Source organism: Microbacterium proteolyticum, assembly GCF_014192415.1.
GTDB lineage: Bacteria > Actinomycetota > Actinomycetes > Actinomycetales > Microbacteriaceae > Microbacterium > Microbacterium proteolyticum.
The window spans coordinates 627,325-644,957 of the sequence record NZ_JACHXY010000003.1; the positions used below are offsets into that span (position 1 = coordinate 627,325).

The window sequence follows — 17,633 nt, forward strand, 5'->3', positions numbered from 1 at the left end:
TCAGAGGCCGAAGGCGGCGCGGACGCCGTCGTTCACCACGACGCCCGCGCGCACGTTCAGGCCCTTGGCGAGGGCGGGGTCGGCGGATGCCGCGGCCTCCCACCCGGCGTCGGCGATGCGCGTGATGTACGGCAGCGTCGCATTCGAGAGTGCCCGGGTGGAGGTGTGCGGAACGGCGCCGGGCATGTTCGCCACGCAGTAGTAGAGCGCGTCGTGCACGCGGAAGGTCGGGGCGTCGTGGGTGGTGGGGCGGGAGCCCTCGAAGCAGCCGCCCTGGTCGATCGCGATGTCGACGAGTACGGCCCCCGGCTTCATCGCGCGGACCATCTCGTCGGTGACGAGCTTGGGGGCCGCCGCTCCGGGGATCAGGACGGAACCGATCACGAGATCGGCGTCGGCGAGCTGTTCGGCGATCTCGAGGCGGGTCGACGCGCGCGTCTCGATCGCTCCGCCGAAACGCTCCTCGATCTGCCGGAGCTTGGGCAGCGAGATGTCGACGACCGTGACGCGGGCGCCGAGTCCCAGGGCGTTCGCCGCCGCGTGCTCACCCGCGACGCCGCCACCGATGACGACGACCTTGGCGCGCGGCGTACCGGGCACGCCTCCCGGCAGCAGACCCCGCCCGCCCGACGCACGCAGCAGATGATGGGCGCCCTCGATGATCGACAGGCGTCCGGCGACCTCGCTCATCGGGGCGAGAAGAGGAAGCGCCCGGTCGGGCGTCTGCACGGTTTCGTAGGCCACGGCCGTGGTTCCCGCGGCCATCAGAGCGTCGGTCAACGGCCGGTCGGCGGCGAGGTGCAGGTAGGTGAAGAGGGTGAGGTCGCGGCGGAGGAAGCCGTACTCGGGGGCGATGGGCTCCTTCACCTTGACCAGCAGCTCGGCGCGCGCCCAGGTCTCGTCGGCGGTGGCGACGACCTCGGCTCCGGCGGCACGGTACTGCTCGTCGCGGAACCCGCTGCCCTCGCCGGCACCGGCCTGCACGAGCACCTCGTGACCGCGGTGCACGAGCGAATCGACCCCGGCGGGCGTCATCGCGACGCGGTTCTCGTTGTTCTTGATCTCGGTCGGCACGGAGACGCGCATGGGTTCCTCCTCGAGCGGATGAGCGTTGCCGAGAGAATCGCAGAAAGTCGTGTTTCCGTGGTGTTTCCCCGTGGATTCTTCGACCACGCCGCTTACGTCGGCGATATCGTCGGTCGTCGGGCTTCTCCAGCGCCCGGCGGAACGAAGGATCTACGATGCCCGATGACGACCTGCACCCGCTCGACGCGCGCATCATCGCGTTGCTCTCGGACGACGCCCGCATGACGAACGCCGCGCTCGCCGAGGCCCTGGGGGTCGCGGCATCCACCGCTCACGTGCGCGTGCGCGCCCTCGTGGACCGGGGCCTCATCACCGGGTTCCATGCGGCCGTCGACCAGAGCCGCCTGGGACGCGGGCTGCAGGCGATCGTGGGGGTGACCCTGCGTCCCGGCCAGCGGCAGGAGAGCATCCGCGCCTTCGCGCACGACGTACGCCGGCATCCCGACGTCATCCAACTGTTCTTCCTCGGCGGGGCCGACGACTTCCTCGTGCACATCGCCGTCGACGACTCCTCGGCCGTGCGCCGCTTCGTCGTCGACCATCTCTCCGCGCGCCACAGCGTGGCATCCACGCGCACGAGCATCATCTTCGAGTACCACCGCAACGCGGTCGCGGCGGACTTCGACTGAACCGTACGCGGCCGTCGCCGGCGCGGGGCGCCACAACGCAGGAAGATTCCGCCTTCGGCGCGGAACGGGTGCAAAGCGACGGGCCGTGGTGCCGGGAAGTCCTGCGTTGTGTCCGAGAGGACGACGGCATCGGCACGCCGAGCGCGGCACCGGTCACCGGCGGCATGGCGACACAACGCAGGAGATCCGGCCGCGTGACCGTGCGGGCACGGGCTCGGCCGGCACCGGCAGCACGGAATTCCTGCGTTGTGCATCCTGGCGACGCAGGCCCGTGCCACGGAGGCCACGCGGAACGGGGGTCAGCGGAGAGCGGTGCCACGGAGGCCACGCGGGACGGGGGTCAGCGGAGAGCTGCGGCGATCGCGGCGATGTCGGCGGGGGTGGAGCGGCAGCAGCCGCCGACCAGCCGTGCGCCCGCCGCGACCCACGCCGGGGCGGCCTCGGCCAGCGGGGCGGCGGCGCCGTGCCAGGTGCGGGTGGCGGCGTCCCACCGCTCACCCGTGTTCGGGTAAGCGACCGAGGGGATGCCGGGCACCTCGGCGAGCGCCGACAGCACCGTCGCGGGCGCGCAGCAGTTGACGCCCACCGCGATCACCCCGGGAACGGATGCCGCGACGCGCAGGGCCGCGGCACGCGAGCCGGGAGCGGTGAACCCCGTGCTGTCAGCGGACAGACTCACGAACGCGGGGACCCCGAGGTCGTCGAGCTCCAGCGCCAGCGCCTCGACCTCGAGCGGCGAGGGGATCGTCTCGACGGCGAGGAGGTCTGCCCCGGCGGCGGCCAGAACGTGCAGCCGGCGGCGGTGCGCCTCACGCAGCTGCTCGACCGTCCATCCGTAGTCACCGGTGTACTCGCTGCCGTCGGCGCGGAGGGCGCCGATCGGACCCACGGATGCCGCGACCACGACGTCGGCGGCCTCTCGCGCGAGCGACACCGAGCGCGTCAGGAGCGCTTCGACGTCGGCATCCGGGATCCGCCCGTCGAAACCCAGCTGGTAAGAGGCCGTGATGACGACCTCGGCCCCCGCATCGGCGAACGCGGCGTGGGCCGCGCGGATCTCGTCGGGGTCGTCGCGCAGCACCCGCGCCGACCACAGTGACGAGGTCACGTCATTGCCGCGGGCCTCGAGCAGGGTGCCGAGTCCACCGTCGAGCACGACCGGGTGTCGCGCGAGGGAGTCGGCGAGGTCGATCACGCCTCGTGCGTCTCGCCGGCGGCGAGCACGCGCAGGGCACTCGCCAGCAGGGCCTGGTCGCCGCGGCTGACGTCGCGCAGAGCGTCGGCCTCGAGGCGCACGAGCTCGGTCATCGCGGCATCCACCCGTTTGACGCCCTCGGGGGTGATCGCGACGAGGATCGCGCGGCCGTCCGACGGATTGGGGCGACGGTGCACGAGACCGCGCTCGGCGAGCTTGTCGAGGCGGTTGGTCATGGCCGCGCTGCCGATCATCGTGGCCGCGATCAGACGCGTCGCGCTGAGCTCGGTGCCCGCGCGGCGGAGGACGGCGAGCACGTCGAACTCCCACACGGCGATGCCGGCGCTCGCGAAGGCCTTGGCGCGCAGCTTCGACAGGTGGAAGGCCGCGCGGCGCAGGCGCGACATCACGTCGAGGGGCGTCAGATCGACCTCGGGCAGCAGCTGCGACCAGGCGTCGATGAGGAGGTCGACCTCGTCGTCTTTGCTGCTCGCGGTAGGCATTCTTCGACGGTACCGGAGCCGCGGGGTCTCGGGGCGCATGCCCGGCCGCCCACCCCGCCGAGTGGCGACGACACGTCGCCCGGCCGACCGCGCGGACGCCGTGGCGGGGGCGGCGAACGTGCCCGGCGCGCGCCACACCTCACCGTGCGCCCCCGGGCGGAGCCGACATCCGGCGGAGCGTCCGAGGTCTCCGGAGGTCACCGGATGCCGGCACCCCGGCGCGGCGCCGGCTCAGCGTCCGCGCGGCGGCGCTGTCGTCCCCCGCGCGACGAGACGGGTGGGCAGTTTGATGTGCGTCTCGGGCAGGTCCTCGCCGGAAAGGAGGGCGAGCACCATCCGCACGGCCTCGGCTCCGAGGCGCTTCATCGGCTGGCGCACCGTCGTGAGCCCGGGTTGGGCGCGTGCCGCCTCGGGTACGTCGTCGAAGCCGACCACCGACAGATCGTCCGGTACGCGCAGCCCCCGCCCGCGGGCGACATCCACGATGGACAGCGCCGAGAGGTCGTTCGCCGCGAACACCGCGGTCGGCGGGTCGGCGAGCGCCAACATCCCGTCGGCGGCCTCGCGCGCCACGTCCTGCTCGTAGCGACCGACGCCGACGAGGGACGCATCGAACGGGATGCCGGCGGCCGCCAGTCCCGCGCGATAGCCCGAGGCCCGCGCCACCGCCGAATGCAGGTCGGGGCGTCCGGCGATGAAGCCGATGCGGCGGTGACCGAGCTGCACGAGATGGTGGACCGCCTGCTGAGCGCCGGTGTAGCTGTCGGACTCGACGGTGGGCACGTCGCCGCGGCCCGTGTGCGGGTCGATCGCGACGATCGGCACCTCCCCGGCGACGTTGACGACGGTGGGCGTCACGATGATGGCCGCGTCGATCAGGGTGCCGCTCAACCGACTGAGCGAGCGTCGCTCCCACCCTTCGCCGTCTCGACGTGCACCGGTGTAGGCGAGCAGGTCGTACCCGGTGCCGGACAGCGCTCCCCCGACGCCCTTGAGGATCTCGGCCGAGAACGGCTCGATGTCGGCCACCAGCACCCCGATCACGCCGGTGCGCCGGGACCGCATGCTGCTGGCGACGAGGCTGGATTCGTAGCCGAGCGACCGCACGGCATCCAGGACCTTCTCCACCGTCGCGGGCGCGACCCCGTAGCGGCCGTTCACCGCCTTCGACACCGTGGCGACCGAGACACCGGCCGCGGCGGCGACGTCGTGGATGGTCGATCGTCGCGTCATGGAACCCGACCCTAGCGTGGAAAACATTTTCGAAAACGTTTGACGACCCTCTCGCGCCGGGTCACACTGCTCAGACCCGGGGACACGGCACCGCCCCGCGAGACGGCACCGCCGCCGCTCACCACCGACGCTCCCCCGCGGACGCACCTCGACGAAGAGAAACGGGAATCACATGAAAACGCGCACGATCCTCGCCGGAACGGCCCTCGCCGTCGCCAGCACCCTCACCCTCGCCGGCTGCGCCGGTGGCGGAAGCGGCCAGAACGCCGACGGCTCGGTCACTCTGACGCTCTGGCACAACTCCACCACCGGCGACGGCAAGCAGTACTGGGAAGACACCGCGGCCGCCTTCGAAGAAGCGAACCCCGGCGTCACGATCGAGATCCAGGCTCTGCAGAACGAGGAGTTGGACGGCAAACTCCAGACCGCCCTGAACTCCGGGGACGCCCCCGACCTGTTCCTGGCGCGGGGCGGCGGCAAGCTCGCCGACATGGTCGAGGCAGGTCAGGCCATGGACCTCACCGACAAGATCTCGCCCGAGACGAAGACGGTGCTCGGCGCCTCGCTCGGCGCGTTCGAGGTCGACGGCAAGAACTACGGCATGCCCGTCGCCGTGCTCCCCTCGGGGATCTTCACTTCCCAGGACCTGCTGACCGCCGCCGGTGTCACCGCGGCTCCCGCGACCATCTCCGACCTCGAAGCGGCGAACACGAAGATCCGCGCGACCGGCGTGGCCCCCATCGCCGTGGGCGCCAAGGACGCGTGGCCCGCTGCGCAGTGGTACTACAACTTCGCTTTGCGCGCGTGTGCCAAGGACGTCCTGGATGCCGCGGCCGAGACCCGCAGCTTCGACGACCCCTGCTGGCTCGACGCAGGCGAGAACCTGCAGTCGTTCCTCGCGACGCAGCCGTTCAACGAAGGCTTCCTCACCACCGCCGCCCAGCAGGGCGCCGGTTCGTCGGCCGGCCTGCTCGCCAATCACCAGGCGGCGATGGAGCTGATGGGCGCGTGGAACCCCGGCGTGATCGCCTCGCTCACCCCCGACGAGCAGCCGCTCGCCGACCTCGGCTGGTTCCCGTTCCCCGAGGTCCCCGGCGGTGACGGCGAAGAGGGCGCGATCATGGGCGGCGTCGACGGGTACTCGTGCTGGGTCAACGCTCCGGCGCAGTGCACCGACTTCTTGAACTTCGTGGTCAACCAGGAGAACCAGGAGCGCTACGCCGACGCCTTCCAGACGATCCCCGCCTCGAGCGAGGCGACCGGTGCCGTCACCACGCCCGCCCTGCAGTCGGCGTTGCAGGCCTACACCGACGCGCCCTACGTCTCGGTGTGGCTGGACACCCTCTACGGCCAGAACATCGGCAATGCGCTCAACGTCGCCGTAGTCGACATGTTCGCCGGCAAGGGCAGCCCGCAGGACATCGTCGACGGCGTCAACGCGGCCGCCGCCCGCTCCTGAGGACACCGCACATGACCAGTCAACTCGCCTCCCAGGCGACAACGGCCGGGGTGGACCGCCCGGTCGGGGACGACGCCGCTCGCGTCGCCTCGGCCGGGCGGCCGCCCGTGCGGCGGCGCCGTGAGAACTGGCGTATCCGCGGCGAACTCGCGATCCTGCTGGGGCCTGCCCTCGTCGTCTTCGTCTCGTTCGTCATCCTGCCGGTCGCGCTCGCCGCCTACTACGGCTTCTACAGCTGGTCGGGCTTCGGCACACCGGTCGACTTCGTCGGCATCCGCAACTACGTCACGATCCTCACCGACCCCGCCTTCCATGAGGCGCTCGGCCACAACGCGTTCATCGTCGTCGGCTCGCTCGTGCTCCAGGGGCCCCTCGCCCTCGGGCTCGCGCTGCTGCTGAACCGCAAGATGCGCGCGCAGTCGCTCATCCGCGTGCTGATCTTCGTGCCCTACGTCATCTCCGAGGTCGTCGTCGGTCTCGGCTGGGGCCTCCTGCTCCAGTCCGGCGGAGCGCTCAACGGGGCGCTGGAGAAGATCGGTCTCGGCTCCCTCCGCGCCGACTGGATCTCCGACCCCGCCCTGGCGATCTGGACGCTGCTGATCATCATCACGTGGAAGTACATCGGCTTCGCCGTCATCCTCTTCCTCGCCGGCCTCCAGGGAATCCCCGAGGAGCTCAGCGAAGCGGCCGCGATCGACGGCGCCTCCTACTGGCAGATCCAGCGGCACATCGTGCTGCCGCTCATGGGACCGACCATCCGCATCTGGGCGTTCCTGTCGATCATCGGCTCGCTGCAGCTGTTCGACCTCGTCTGGATCATCTGGGGGCAGTACGTCGCCTCGACCGCCGGCACCTCGACGATGGCCACGTACATGGTCGCGAACGGCCGCAACGCCGGCAGCTTCGGCTACGGCAGCGCCGTGGCCGTGGTCATGTTCCTCATCTCGCTCGCCGTCGCCCTCGTCTACCAGCGCTTCGTGCTGCGGCGAGACACGGCCGGCGCCCTCACGGGAGGCTCGAAATGACCGCAACCGCCACGCTCATCGCACCGAAGGCGCCGCGCCGGCGTCCTGCCGGGGCGAGTCGCCGCTCGTCCGTGGTCGTCGGCTTCGTCGCCCTGCTGCTGATCGGCATGATGCTCGCGCCGGTCGTCTACATCATCCTCGGCGGGTTCCGCTCCAACGCCGAGATCACCGTCGACCCCGCGGGCCTACCGACCGTGTGGAACTGGCAGAACTACGCCGACGTCCTCGCCAGCGGCGTCTTCTGGGGCCAGGTCGGCAACTCCGCGATCGCCGCCGTCGCGACGACCCTGTTCGTCGTGGCGCTGGGGATGATGGCGGCGTACGCCCTGGCCCGCTACCGGTTCCGCGGACGCGGCGCCCTGTACGCGCTGTTCACGGCGGGCCTGATGTTCCCGATGACCGTCGCCATCACGCCGCTGTACATCCTGGTGCGCAACCTCGGACTGACGAACTCGCTGGCGGGCGTCATCGTGCCGCAGATCGCCTTCGCGCTGCCGCTGACGATCATCATCCTGTCGCCGTTCCTGGCCGCCATCCCGCAGGAGCTGCAGGAAGCGGCATCCATCGACGGCCTCGGCCGCCTCGGGTTCTTCTGGCGCATGGTGCTGCCGCTCGCCGTGCCCGCGGTCGTGACGGTCGGCATCCTGGCCTTCGTCAACAGCTGGAACTCGTACATGCTGCCGCTGTTCATCCTCAACAACGAAGCCGCGTACACGCTGCCGCTGGGTACACAGGCCTTCGCGTCGCAGTACTCCGTCGACACCGCGCGCGTGCTCGCATTCACCTCGCTGTCCATGATCCCCGCTCTGCTGTTCTTCAGCGTGTTCGAGCGGCGCATCGTCGGCGGCCTCACCGGCGCCGTGAAGGGCTGATCGACCATGACCATGAACGACACCGCCGTCGGTGCTGCCCTCACCCCCGGGGTCTCCCCCCGGGTGCAGGCGCTCGTCGCCGAGATGACCCTCGACGAGAAGCTGGCGCAGCTCGTCGGCTACTGGGTCGATCAGGGCGACGAGGTCGTCGCGCCCCTCTCGGGCGAGAAGGTCACCACCACCGCCTACACGGATGCCACGGTGCACGGCCTCGGCCATCTCACCCGCGTCTACGGCACGCGACCCGTCGACCCGGTCGAGCGCGCGGAGTGGCTGTGGGGCGAGCAGCGACGCCTGCAGACCGAGACCCGTCTCGGCATCCCCGCTCTCGTCCACGAGGAGTGCTTGACGGGCTTCGCCGCCTGGCAGGCGGCGACGTTCCCCACACCTCTCGCCTGGGGCGCGTCGTTCGACCCGGATGCCGTGGAACTCATGGCATCCGCCATCGGCCGCTCCATGCGCGAGGTCGGCGTGCATCAGGGACTCGCGCCGGTGCTCGATGTCGTGCGCGACGCACGGTGGGGCCGCGTCGACGAATGCATCGCCGAGGATCCGTACGTCGTCGGAACGATCGGCACCGCGTACGTGCGCGGCCTGCAGGCGGCGGGCGTGCACGCGACGCTCAAGCACTTCGTGGGGTACTCCGCCTCGCGTGCCGGACGCAACCACGCCCCCGTCTCGGCGGGCCGACGCGAGATGCAGGACGTCTTCTTGCCGCCGTTCGAGATGGCCGTGCGCGACGGCGGGGTCCGCAGCATCATGAACTCGTACGCGGAGATCGACGGGGTGCCCGTGGCGTCGGACCCGGAGCTGCTGACCGACCTCCTCCGCCGCCGCTGGGGTTTCGACGGCACCGTCGTGTCCGACTACTTCGCCGTGGAGTTCTTGCGCTCGATGCACGGCGTCGCCGGCTCCCTCGGCGAAGCGGCGCAACTCGCACTGGAGGCGGGGATCGACGTGGAACTGCCCGGACCCGACGCATATCCGCACCTGGCCGAGCGGGTGGCATCCGGAGCCCTCCCCGAAGCCGTGGTCGATCGCGCCGTCGCCCGCGTGCTCGCCGAGAAGGAGGAGCTCGGTCTGCTCGACGCAGACTTCTCGCAGCCCCCGACCTCGATCGACCTCGACGACGCCGAGCACCGGTCGCTGGCCCGCCGCCTCGCGGAGGAGTCGGTCGTGCTGCTGCGCAACGACGGCGTCCTGCCCCTCGCCCCGGGGCGTCGGATCGCGGTCATCGGACCCAACGCCGACAGCACCGACGCGCTGATGGGCTGCTACTCGTTCGCCAATCACGTGCTCGCACATCACCCGGGGGTACCGCTGGGCTTGTCGATGCCGACCGTGCGCGACGCCCTGACGGCGCGCTTCGGCGACGCGTCGTACGCCCTCGGCTGCGAGGTGGAGGATGCGGACCTCTCGGGCATGGACGCCGCGGTGGCGGCGGCCCGCGAGGCCGAGGTCGCGATCGTCGTCGTCGGCGACCGCGCCGGGCTCTTCGGCCGCGGCACCGTCGGCGAGGGCAACGACGCCGACTCCCTCGATCTGCCCGGCGTACAGCGTCAGCTCGTCGAGGCGGTCGTCGCGACCGGCACCCCGGTGGTGCTGGTGCTGCTGACCGGGCGTCCGTACGCCCTGAGCTGGGCGCTCGACACCGCCGACGGTCCCGCCGCGGTGCTGCAGGCGTTCTTCCCCGGTGAGGAGGGGGCGCCCGCGCTCGCATCCCTCATCGCGGGGGATGCCACGCCCTCGGGCCGTCTGCCCGTCTCGCTCCCCCGCTCCGCCGGGTCGCAGCCGTACTCTTACCTGCACCCGCTGCTGGGCGGGCCCTCGGGCGTGACGAGCACCGACCCGACGCCCGTACGGCCGTTCGGCTTCGGGCTGTCGTACACGACGTTCGCCCGCGAAGAGCTGCGGGTGGACGGGGTGGGCGCCGGCGAGTCGGCATCCGTCGCCGAGGTCCGCGCGGGTGACGCGTTCACCGTGACCGCCCGCGTGACGAACACGGGAGCCGTGCGCGGAGCCGACGTGGTGCAGGTCTACGCGCACCGCGCCGTGGCGAGCGTCACGCGGCCCGTCGCCGCGCTCGCGGCGTACGCACGCGTCGAGCTCGAGCCCGGCGAGACCGCGGAGGTGCGTCTCACCGTTCCCGCGTCACGCCTGGCGTACACCGATCGCGCGATGCGTCGCGTCGTCGAGCCGGGCGAGGTCGAACTGCGGCTCGGGTCCTCGTGCGCGTCGGTGGATGCCGCTGTGCCGCTGCGGATCACCGGCCCGGTGTACGAGCTGAGCGTGAGCGATGCGCGCGTGGTCGACGTGGAGGTGCGGCGGGGCTGAGGCGGCGCGGCGTATGCACGCGAGGCCGCGACGCCGGCAGAGCGCGACGGCGCGGTGACCACCCGCCCCATCCGCGTTAGCGTTGACAGACGCCATCGCCGCCGCGGAAGGACCCGATGACACTTCAAGACGAGACCGCTCCCCCGGCCGCGGACGCCGGCGCCTCCACGCCGGCCGGCGAGAACCCCGGCGCCCGCGGCACCGTCCAGAACCCGGCATCCCGTGTCTTCCCCGATCGCGACGACGCCCGCGCCGATCCGTGGTCGATCGATCTGGAGCGCATCCAGTTCTCGCCGTATTTCTCACGGCTCTCGGCCGTGACGCAGGTGGTGTCGCCCTCGATCGGCGGGGCGCCCGTGCACAACCGCCTCACCCACACGCTCAAGGTCAGCGCGATCGCGCGGGTCGTCGCCCTGCAGCTCAACACCCGGTCGCGCCGCGCGGGGGAAGGCGAGGTGTGCAACGCCACCGTCGTCGAGGCCGCCGCCTACGCGCACGACCTGGGGCACCCGCCCTTCGGTCACCTCGGCGAGTCGACGCTCGACCGTCTCGCCCGCACCGAGCTGGGCCTCGCCGACGGGTTCGAAGGCAACGCACAGACGTACCGCATCCTCACCGCGCTCGACGTGGTCGAGAACGCGCCGCGCGGGCTCAACCTCACCGCCGCGGTGCGCTCGGCATCGGCGAAATATCCGTGGGCACCGTCGGTCGAGGCGACCGAGATCGAGCGGATCGGCGCGCCCCGTGGCATCCGTCGTTCCTCCGACGGCGCGTATAGCGTGCACAAGTACTCGGCGTACGACCTGGATCTCGCCGACCTCGCCGAGGCCCGGCAGGGGGTGGATGCCGAGCCCCTGCGCCAGAGCATCGAGGGCGCCGTGATGGACCTCGCCGACGACATCGCCTACTCGGTGCACGACGTCGACGATTTCTACCGCGCCGGCATCTTGGATCACGCGCCCATCGCGGCGGAGTTCCGCGGCTGGCTCGACGACGTGCTCGAATGGCGCTCGCGCGACGACGCCGAGGTGCGCGCCGAGCTCGCCCCCGGCGCGGGCCTGGAGCGCCTGCGCCGCAAGATGCGCCGCGACGACCCGTGGATCGCCGACGACGAAGCCTTCCTCGACGCCGTCAGCGACGTGGATGCCGAGATGGTCACCGACCTGCTCGCCCGACCCTTCGACGGCTCCCTCACGGCCGAACGCCGGCTCGCAGGTTTCACCGACCGGTGGATCCGGCGGTTCCAGGAGTCGGCGCGGCTGCGGCCGCTCGACACCCCGCGCGCCGGTCCCGTGGTGCTGTCACCGTGGGCGTGGCACCACGTGGAGGTGCTGAAGTTCGTCCACAAGCGTTTCGTGCTGAGCCGCCCCGACCTCGCGATCCAGCAGCGCGGCATGAGCCGCATCCTCGCCCGCTCGGTGCGCGCCCTCGACGAGTGGCTCGACGACGACCGCGATCGCGCGCGCACCCCGCGGCGCTTGCGCGAGCTCATCGCCCTCGCCCGCGAGCAGTACGCCGCCCTGCCCGCCGGACGGCGGCCGTCGGATGCCGAGGCCGAGACGCTCGCCCGCTCCCGCGGAATCGTCGACTACGTGGCATCCCTCACCGATGCGCAGGCGTTGGCGCTGTCGGAGGCGATCTCGGGGCGCGCGGACCGGCTGTGGGCGCTGGGCCAGCGGTTGTGAGTTCGCCCGTCCGCGACCCGAGGGAGCACCCGCTCAGGGGATCAGACGCGCGGCGCGGTACCGTTCGAACAGGCGCGTGAACGAGTCGCGCGTGCGGTGATGTTCGACGAAGCCGGCGAGACGACTCTTCGACATATCGGTCATCACCTCGATGTCGCGGCCGAGATCGGCATCCGTATGCCACCACGAGGCGACACGCGTGATGTCGGGCTCGATGAGTCCGTGCTGTTCGACGATCGCGGCCCATACCGGTGCCGCGTCGGCCATCTGCTGCTCGAACGGTCGAGGTGAGGTGTCGAAGCCCTCGGCCTCCACACCGAGGTCGGCCGCGATGCGCGGCCACATCCACCGCCAGCGGAACACGTCGCCGTTGGCCGTGTTGAAGGCCTGATCGGCACCCTCGGGGTGAGTGCTCGCCCACACCATCTGGTTCGCGAGCAGGTCGGCGTCGGTCACATCGGTGAGGCCGTTCCACTGCGTCTCACTCCCGGGGAAGATGAACGACCGACCGGTGTGACGGCTGATGGCCGCGGCGACGGCGATCGTGAGGCCCATGTTCATCGCATTCCCGACCGCGTGGCCCAACACCGTGTGCGAGCGGTGGACCGACCACCTGAAGCCCTGCCGTTCGGCGGCCGCGAAGACTTCGTCCTCCTGGGCGTAATAGAAGTTGTCGACATCGAGTCGAGGCTCGTCCTCGTGGAACGGGGTGTCGGGCATCTCTCCCTGTCCGTATGCCTCGAAGGGGCCGAGGTAATGCTTCAATCCCGTCATCAGCGCGACGTGGCGCACCGGAGCGTCGGCCAGCGCCGCCAGGAGGTCGCGCACCATGCCGCCGTTGACGGCGATGTTCTCGGCCTCGGTGTCCTGCCGCGACCAGGCGGTGAAGAACACGTGGGTGATCGGGATGCCTCGCAGGGCGCGGTGCAACGCCTCGGGCGAACGCAGATCGGCTGATCGCCAGGTCACACCGGGACGCTCCGCGCCGGGCCGCCGGGACAGGGCCGTCACCGCCCACCCGTCGTCGGAGAGACGGTCGAGGAGGGCACCGCCGGCGATACCGGTCGCGCCGACCACGAGGGCGTGTGAGGAATCAGTCAAGAGCGTTCTTCCGATCGAATCGAGTGGATCCGGGGGAACGAGCGATGCTCGCGCAGTATTCCCCGACACGGCGGGACGCGTCTGCGATCGGCGGATGCTGCGCGACATGGACCCGCTCCCCGCGCGGTCCCCGGCGCACCCTAGCGGGGCTGCCGGGATGTGTAGGACGACGTCGGCTCGGCGGATCGCCGGCATCCCCCACACCCGGGCCCTTCGCCCCGACATTGGCACGAAAGCCGGATGCCCCGGCCCCTCTCTAACGGGGCCGGGGCATCCGGGCGGGTCATTCGAAGTTGCGGTGGCGCGCGACGAGATCGTCGAACTTCGCCCCCGTGCGACGAACGAGCATGAGGTACAGCACGTCCCAGAAAATCCAGAGCGACTGCTCGAAGAGGCTCCCCATCGCCTGGATCGTCGGCACGAGAGCGCTCGGGTCGTCGGCGCCGTAGGTGTGAGCCGGGACGGTCAGCACGATGTCGGCGAGCTGCGCGGTGGGACCGTCGGGCACGGCCGTGGCCACCAGGAGAGTCGCACCCGTCTTCTTCACCTGCTCGGCGATGTAATGCAGGTGCGGGATGTTCGCCGGACCCGAGGGCATGATGAACAGGTCGTCGGCGGTGACGGCGGGCGTGGTGTCGTCCCAACCCCAGTGCACGGTCTTGCCGAAGTGGGTCAAGCGCATCGCGAACGCCTTCGACCCGAGACCCTCACGGCCGATACCGAGGACGAAGATGCGCTGGTGCTTCTCGAGCGCGTCGAGCGCGGCGTCGATCTGATCGAGGGGGACCCGGCGGAACACCTCCCCCAACTCGTCGACGACGGTGGAACTGATCTCACGGAAATCCGACATGGATGGTCCTTTCTGCGCCGGACGGGCTCAGTGGGTGGAGGTACGGCCGCCCCAGCGCCCGATCAGCAGCGCGAGGAGGATGACCGCGCCGTAGACGGCGTTGATCCAGAAGGTGGGGACGCCCGCGAGCGTCAGCACGTTGGTCAGGGTACCCAGCAGCAGCACGCCCAGAAGCGCCCCGACGATCCGGCCCTGCCCGCCGTTGAGCTGCACGCCGCCGATGACGGCGGCCGCCAGGGCACTGAAGATGAGGTTGTCGCCCATACCGCTCGTGACCGAGGCGAGACGACCCGCGAGCATCATGCCGGCGAAGGCGGCGAGGGCGCTGGCCACGACGAAGGCCGTGATGAGGACGGCGTCCACGCGGATGCCGGCGGCGCGGGCGGCGTCGGCGTTGCCACCGATGGCGTACAGCGCCCGGCCCCAGGCCGTGTAGCGCAGCACGAGGCCGGCCACGAGGAACAGGATGCCGGTGATCCAGATGGCGGCGGGGATGCCGGCCCACCGGGCCGAACCGACGTAGCGGAAGGCCTCGGGGAGTCCGGCCAGGGTCTTGCCCTGGCTGATACCGAGGGTGATGCCACGCAACAGGATGAGCATCGCGAGGGTGACGATGAATGGATCGAGTTTGACCTTCACGACTAGGAAGCCGTTGATCAACCCGATGATTACACCGATGGCGAGGGTCGCCAGGATCGCGACGCCCGGGCCGACCTCCGACCCCAGTCCCCCCATCACCGCGGGCACCATGAGCCACGCCGCGACCATGGGTGCCAGTCCCACCGTGGACTCGAGCGAGATGTCGAGCTTGCCGGTGATGAGGATGAAGGTCAGGCCGATCACGACGATGCCCAGTTCGGCCGACTGGCGCAGGATCAGGGTGAGGTTCGCCGCCGAGAGGAACGCGGGGCTGACGATCGCGCCGACGATCGCGACGATGATGAGCCCGGGGAGGACGCTCAGTTCGCGCACGTTCTTCACGACGGTGCGCACGACCGGGTTGGGGGTGCTGACGGGGGTTCTGACGACGGTGGTTCGCACGGTGTTCACTCCAGGCCTTCGATGGCTCGAACGATGTCTTCTTCGGTGGGATCGGCGAGCTCGGACGAGATCCGTCCCTCGCGCATGATGAGGACGCGGGGGCTGACGAGCAGTTCCTCCACGTCATCGGAGATGAGGATCACGGCGACGCCGTCGGCGAGCGCCCGCAGCATCAGGCCGTAGATCGCGTCCTTGGCGGCGATGTCGACGCCCGCGGTGGGCGAGATGAGCACGAGCACTCGTGGGCTGCGCGCGAGCGCCCGGGCCAGCACGACCTTCTGCTGGTTGCCGCCGCTCAGGCCGGACACGGCGAGCTTCGGGTTCGGCGGCACGAGGGCGACGTCGGCGATGAGGGTGCGCGACATCTCGGTCTGACGGTGCGGCGAGAAGAATCCCCGCGGGGCCAGCTGGTCCATGACGCCCATGGTCATGTTCTCGGCGACGCTCAGTTGGGGGACGTACCCGTCGCGGTGACGGTCGGCCGGGACGAATCCGACGCCCGCGCGCTGGCTCGCCTTGACGTCGCCGGTGCGGATCGCGGCACCGGCTACGACGACCTCGCCCGAACCGAGAGCGCGGAGCCCGGCGATCGCCTCACCCACGGAGTACTTGCCCGATCCGCCGACGCCACCGATGGCGACGAGCTCGCCCGGTGCGACCGAAAGGGTCACGTCGGTGAAGGCGCCCTCGCGATCGGTCGCCCCGCGCAGCTCCACCGCCGTGCCCGCCTCACCGGTGGGGGCGGTGTTCTCGGCGCGGTGGCGACGTTGCTCCTGTCCGGCCAGGAGAGCGTCGACGAGGTCGTCGGAGCGGATGTCGTCGCCCGTTCGCGACCACAGCAGCCGGCCGTCGCGCAGCACCGTGGCCGAGTCGCAGATCGCCGTGACCTCGCGGAGGAAGTGCGACACGAACACGAACGTCACGCCGGCCTGCTGCAGCTCCTGCACCTTGTCGAACAGGCGACGGATGGCTCCGCCCTCGAGCTGAACGGTGGGCTCGTCGAGCAGGACGATCCGCGTGCCCGCTTCGAGCGCCTTGGCGATCGTGAGCATCTGCCGCTCCTCGATCGGGGCGTCGGCGAGCAGCATCTTGGGGTCGAGCCGGATGTTCCACTCGTCGAGGATGCGCTCCGCCTCCGACTGCATCCGCCCCCACGACACTCGCGCCCCCGCGGTGGGCAACCGCCCGGCGAAGAGGTTCTCGGCGATGGTCAGGTTGGCGAACACCGAGGGACGCTGGTACACGCAGGCGACGCGCTGCTGCCAGGCCTTCGGGTCGGATGCCGGGGGTGCGGCCTCGCCGAAGAACGACACCGTCCCGGCATCCGGCGTCTCCAGGCCCGTAATCATCCGCAGCAGCGTGGACTTGCCCGCGCCGTTGCGCCCGATCAGGCCGTGGACCTGGCCGGGGAGGATCGAGACGGAGACGTCTTGCAGCGCCTTCGTCGCACCGTAGGTCTTGCTGACGCCGTCGATCTGGATGGCGGGCACGGTGGTCGATGGGGTGGTCATGACGTCTCCGTCTCGCAGGGGTGGTGGCCGATTACTTGGTGGCGCCGAAGGCGTCGAGGGCGAACTGCTTGTTGCCCCAGAGCTCCGGGTCCTCCACGTTGTCCTTGGTCACGACGGGGGTGGGCAGCAGGTCGACGAGGTTGCCGTTGCGCTCCTCGATGGTGCTGCCGTGGTCGGTCTCGCCCGCCTCGAAGGTCTCGCCCTTGATGGCACGGGTGAGGTACTCGACGCCGTAGTCGATGTAGTCGGTCATGGGCTGGGCCACGGCGGCATCGAGCCATCCGTCGCGGATCGCGGTCATGGCCATGGGGCTCGCGTCGACCGAGACCTGCACGATGTGGCCCGACTCGCCGGCCGCGACGAGTTTGCCCGCCGACTTGAGCGTGTCGAGGATCGTCGGGAAGAAGGTCGCGTCGCTCTGGTTGTAGATGCCCGCGACGTTGCCGTACTGGTTCAGGGCCGTCTCGATGCCGGATGCCGCCTTCGCCGGGTCCCACTCGGTCGCCACGTTGACGAGCTTGACGCCCGGGTAGTTCGCGGCCATGCAGTCGTTGAAGCCGTTCGTGCGGTCGCGACCGTTCGAGGTGACGGGGTCGCCGTCGAGCGTGATGACGACGGCGTCGGCGGCGACGCGCTTGCCCATCTCCTCGCACGCGAGCGCGCCCATCTTGACGTTGTCGGCGCGCACGATCATCGCGATCTTGCCCGAGGCGGGCGCCTCGTCGATCGCGACGATCGGGACGCTGGAGTCGTTGGCGTACTCGATGGCGGGCACGATCGCGTCGGCATCGCCCACGGAGATCACCAGGCCCTTGGCGCCCTTGTTGATGAGCGTCTGGATGTCGGTGATCTGCTGCGCGGCGTCGCGGTCGGCGTTGGTGGCCGGGATCGTGGCGTATCCGAGCTCCGCGAAGCGCTCCATCGAGCCGACGTTCTCGGCATTCTGGAACGGGTCGGTGTGGGGCTGCGAGTAGCTCAGCGGGGTGTCGGCAGGGTCGCCGGACCCGCCGGCGTCCGTGGTCGAGGTGCCTCCCGCGCACCCGGCGAGCAGCAGCGCGCCGGCGCCGAGGAGGGCGAGTCCGGTGATGGGTGAAGTTCGCATGCGTACT

The 17,633-nt window shown here is 70.7% G+C and carries 15 protein-coding genes; 6 read left to right on the plus strand and 9 right to left on the minus strand.

What is annotated here, in order from left to right; genetic code table 11:
* Positions 1-1,086 (minus strand): alanine dehydrogenase, encoded by a 1,086-nt coding sequence (gene ald, locus FHS07_RS15115; RefSeq protein WP_183420705.1) that lies wholly within the window; start codon positions 1,084-1,086, stop codon positions 1-3.
* Between the two features lie 155 nt (positions 1,087-1,241).
* Here ald and FHS07_RS15120 point away from each other — a divergent pair, with 155 nt between their 5' ends.
* A complete protein-coding gene (locus tag FHS07_RS15120) occupies positions 1,242-1,715 on the plus strand; it encodes an Lrp/AsnC family transcriptional regulator (protein ID WP_183420706.1) in 474 nt (157 codons plus the stop codon).
* Between the two features lie 340 nt (positions 1,716-2,055).
* Here the strand turns inward: FHS07_RS15120 and mmuM are convergent, their stop codons facing one another.
* From mmuM to FHS07_RS15135, 3 genes are all read right to left on the minus strand, one after another.
* A complete protein-coding gene (gene mmuM / locus FHS07_RS15125; RefSeq protein WP_183420707.1) occupies positions 2,056-2,910 on the minus strand; it encodes a homocysteine S-methyltransferase in 855 nt (284 codons plus the stop codon).
* Positions 2,907-3,413: a MarR family winged helix-turn-helix transcriptional regulator gene (locus FHS07_RS15130; protein ID WP_183420708.1), complete on the minus strand. Its 507-nt coding sequence runs from the start codon at positions 3,411-3,413 to the stop codon at positions 2,907-2,909. The genes mmuM and FHS07_RS15130 overlap by 4 nt, the downstream gene beginning before the upstream one ends.
* A 231-nt stretch (positions 3,414-3,644) precedes the next feature.
* Positions 3,645-4,646, minus strand: coding sequence for a LacI family DNA-binding transcriptional regulator (locus FHS07_RS15135; protein WP_183420709.1), 1,002 nt, complete (start codon positions 4,644-4,646; stop codon positions 3,645-3,647).
* Positions 4,647-4,818: 172 nt separating this feature from the next.
* On the opposite strand from FHS07_RS15135, the gene FHS07_RS15140 reads away from it, so the two are divergent.
* The 5 genes from FHS07_RS15140 (at position 4,819) to FHS07_RS15160 (ending at position 12,021) form a co-directional block, all read left to right on the plus strand.
* Positions 4,819-6,105 carry an ABC transporter substrate-binding protein gene (locus tag FHS07_RS15140; protein ID WP_183420710.1) on the plus strand — a complete coding sequence of 429 codons (1,287 nt, stop codon included), beginning with the start codon at positions 4,819-4,821 and terminating at the stop codon, positions 6,103-6,105.
* Positions 6,106-6,116: 11 nt separating this feature from the next.
* Complete coding sequence (locus FHS07_RS15145; protein WP_246383613.1) at positions 6,117-7,130, plus strand: carbohydrate ABC transporter permease; 1,014 nt, start codon at positions 6,117-6,119, stop codon at positions 7,128-7,130.
* A complete protein-coding gene (locus FHS07_RS15150) occupies positions 7,127-8,002 on the plus strand; it encodes a carbohydrate ABC transporter permease (protein ID WP_183420711.1) in 876 nt (291 codons plus the stop codon). Before FHS07_RS15145 ends, FHS07_RS15150 begins: the two co-directional genes overlap by 4 nt.
* Positions 8,003-8,008: 6 nt before the next feature.
* Positions 8,009-10,336: a beta-xylosidase/alpha-l-arabinosidase gene (locus FHS07_RS15155; protein ID WP_183420712.1), complete on the plus strand. Its 2,328-nt coding sequence runs from the start codon at positions 8,009-8,011 to the stop codon at positions 10,334-10,336.
* 116 nt (positions 10,337-10,452) lie between these two features.
* A complete protein-coding gene (locus FHS07_RS15160) occupies positions 10,453-12,021 on the plus strand; it encodes a deoxyguanosinetriphosphate triphosphohydrolase family protein (RefSeq protein WP_221189511.1) in 1,569 nt (522 codons plus the stop codon).
* A gap of 33 nt (positions 12,022-12,054) precedes the next feature.
* Here FHS07_RS15160 and FHS07_RS15165 read toward each other — a convergent pair whose 3' ends face one another.
* The 5 genes from FHS07_RS15165 to FHS07_RS15185 form a co-directional block, all read right to left on the minus strand.
* Positions 12,055-13,122 carry an SDR family oxidoreductase gene (locus tag FHS07_RS15165; protein ID WP_246383615.1) on the minus strand — a complete coding sequence of 356 codons (1,068 nt, stop codon included), beginning with the start codon at positions 13,120-13,122 and terminating at the stop codon, positions 12,055-12,057.
* 283 nt (positions 13,123-13,405) lie between these two features.
* Complete coding sequence (locus FHS07_RS15170; RefSeq protein ID WP_183420714.1) at positions 13,406-13,972, minus strand: SIS domain-containing protein; 567 nt, start codon at positions 13,970-13,972, stop codon at positions 13,406-13,408.
* Between the two features lie 27 nt (positions 13,973-13,999).
* The gene (locus tag FHS07_RS15175) at positions 14,000-15,022 is read right to left on the minus strand and encodes an ABC transporter permease subunit (RefSeq protein ID WP_183420715.1); all 1,023 of its coding nucleotides are present in this window, start codon (positions 15,020-15,022) and stop codon (positions 14,000-14,002) included.
* Positions 15,019-16,524, minus strand: coding sequence for a sugar ABC transporter ATP-binding protein (locus FHS07_RS15180; RefSeq protein WP_183420716.1), 1,506 nt, complete (start codon positions 16,522-16,524; stop codon positions 15,019-15,021). The genes FHS07_RS15175 and FHS07_RS15180 overlap by 4 nt, the downstream gene beginning before the upstream one ends.
* 31 nt (positions 16,525-16,555) lie before the next feature.
* On the minus strand, positions 16,556-17,626 hold the full coding sequence (locus FHS07_RS15185) for a sugar ABC transporter substrate-binding protein (protein WP_183420717.1): 1,071 nt from the start codon (positions 17,624-17,626) through the stop codon (positions 16,556-16,558).
* Positions 17,627-17,633: the final 7 nt, after the last annotated feature.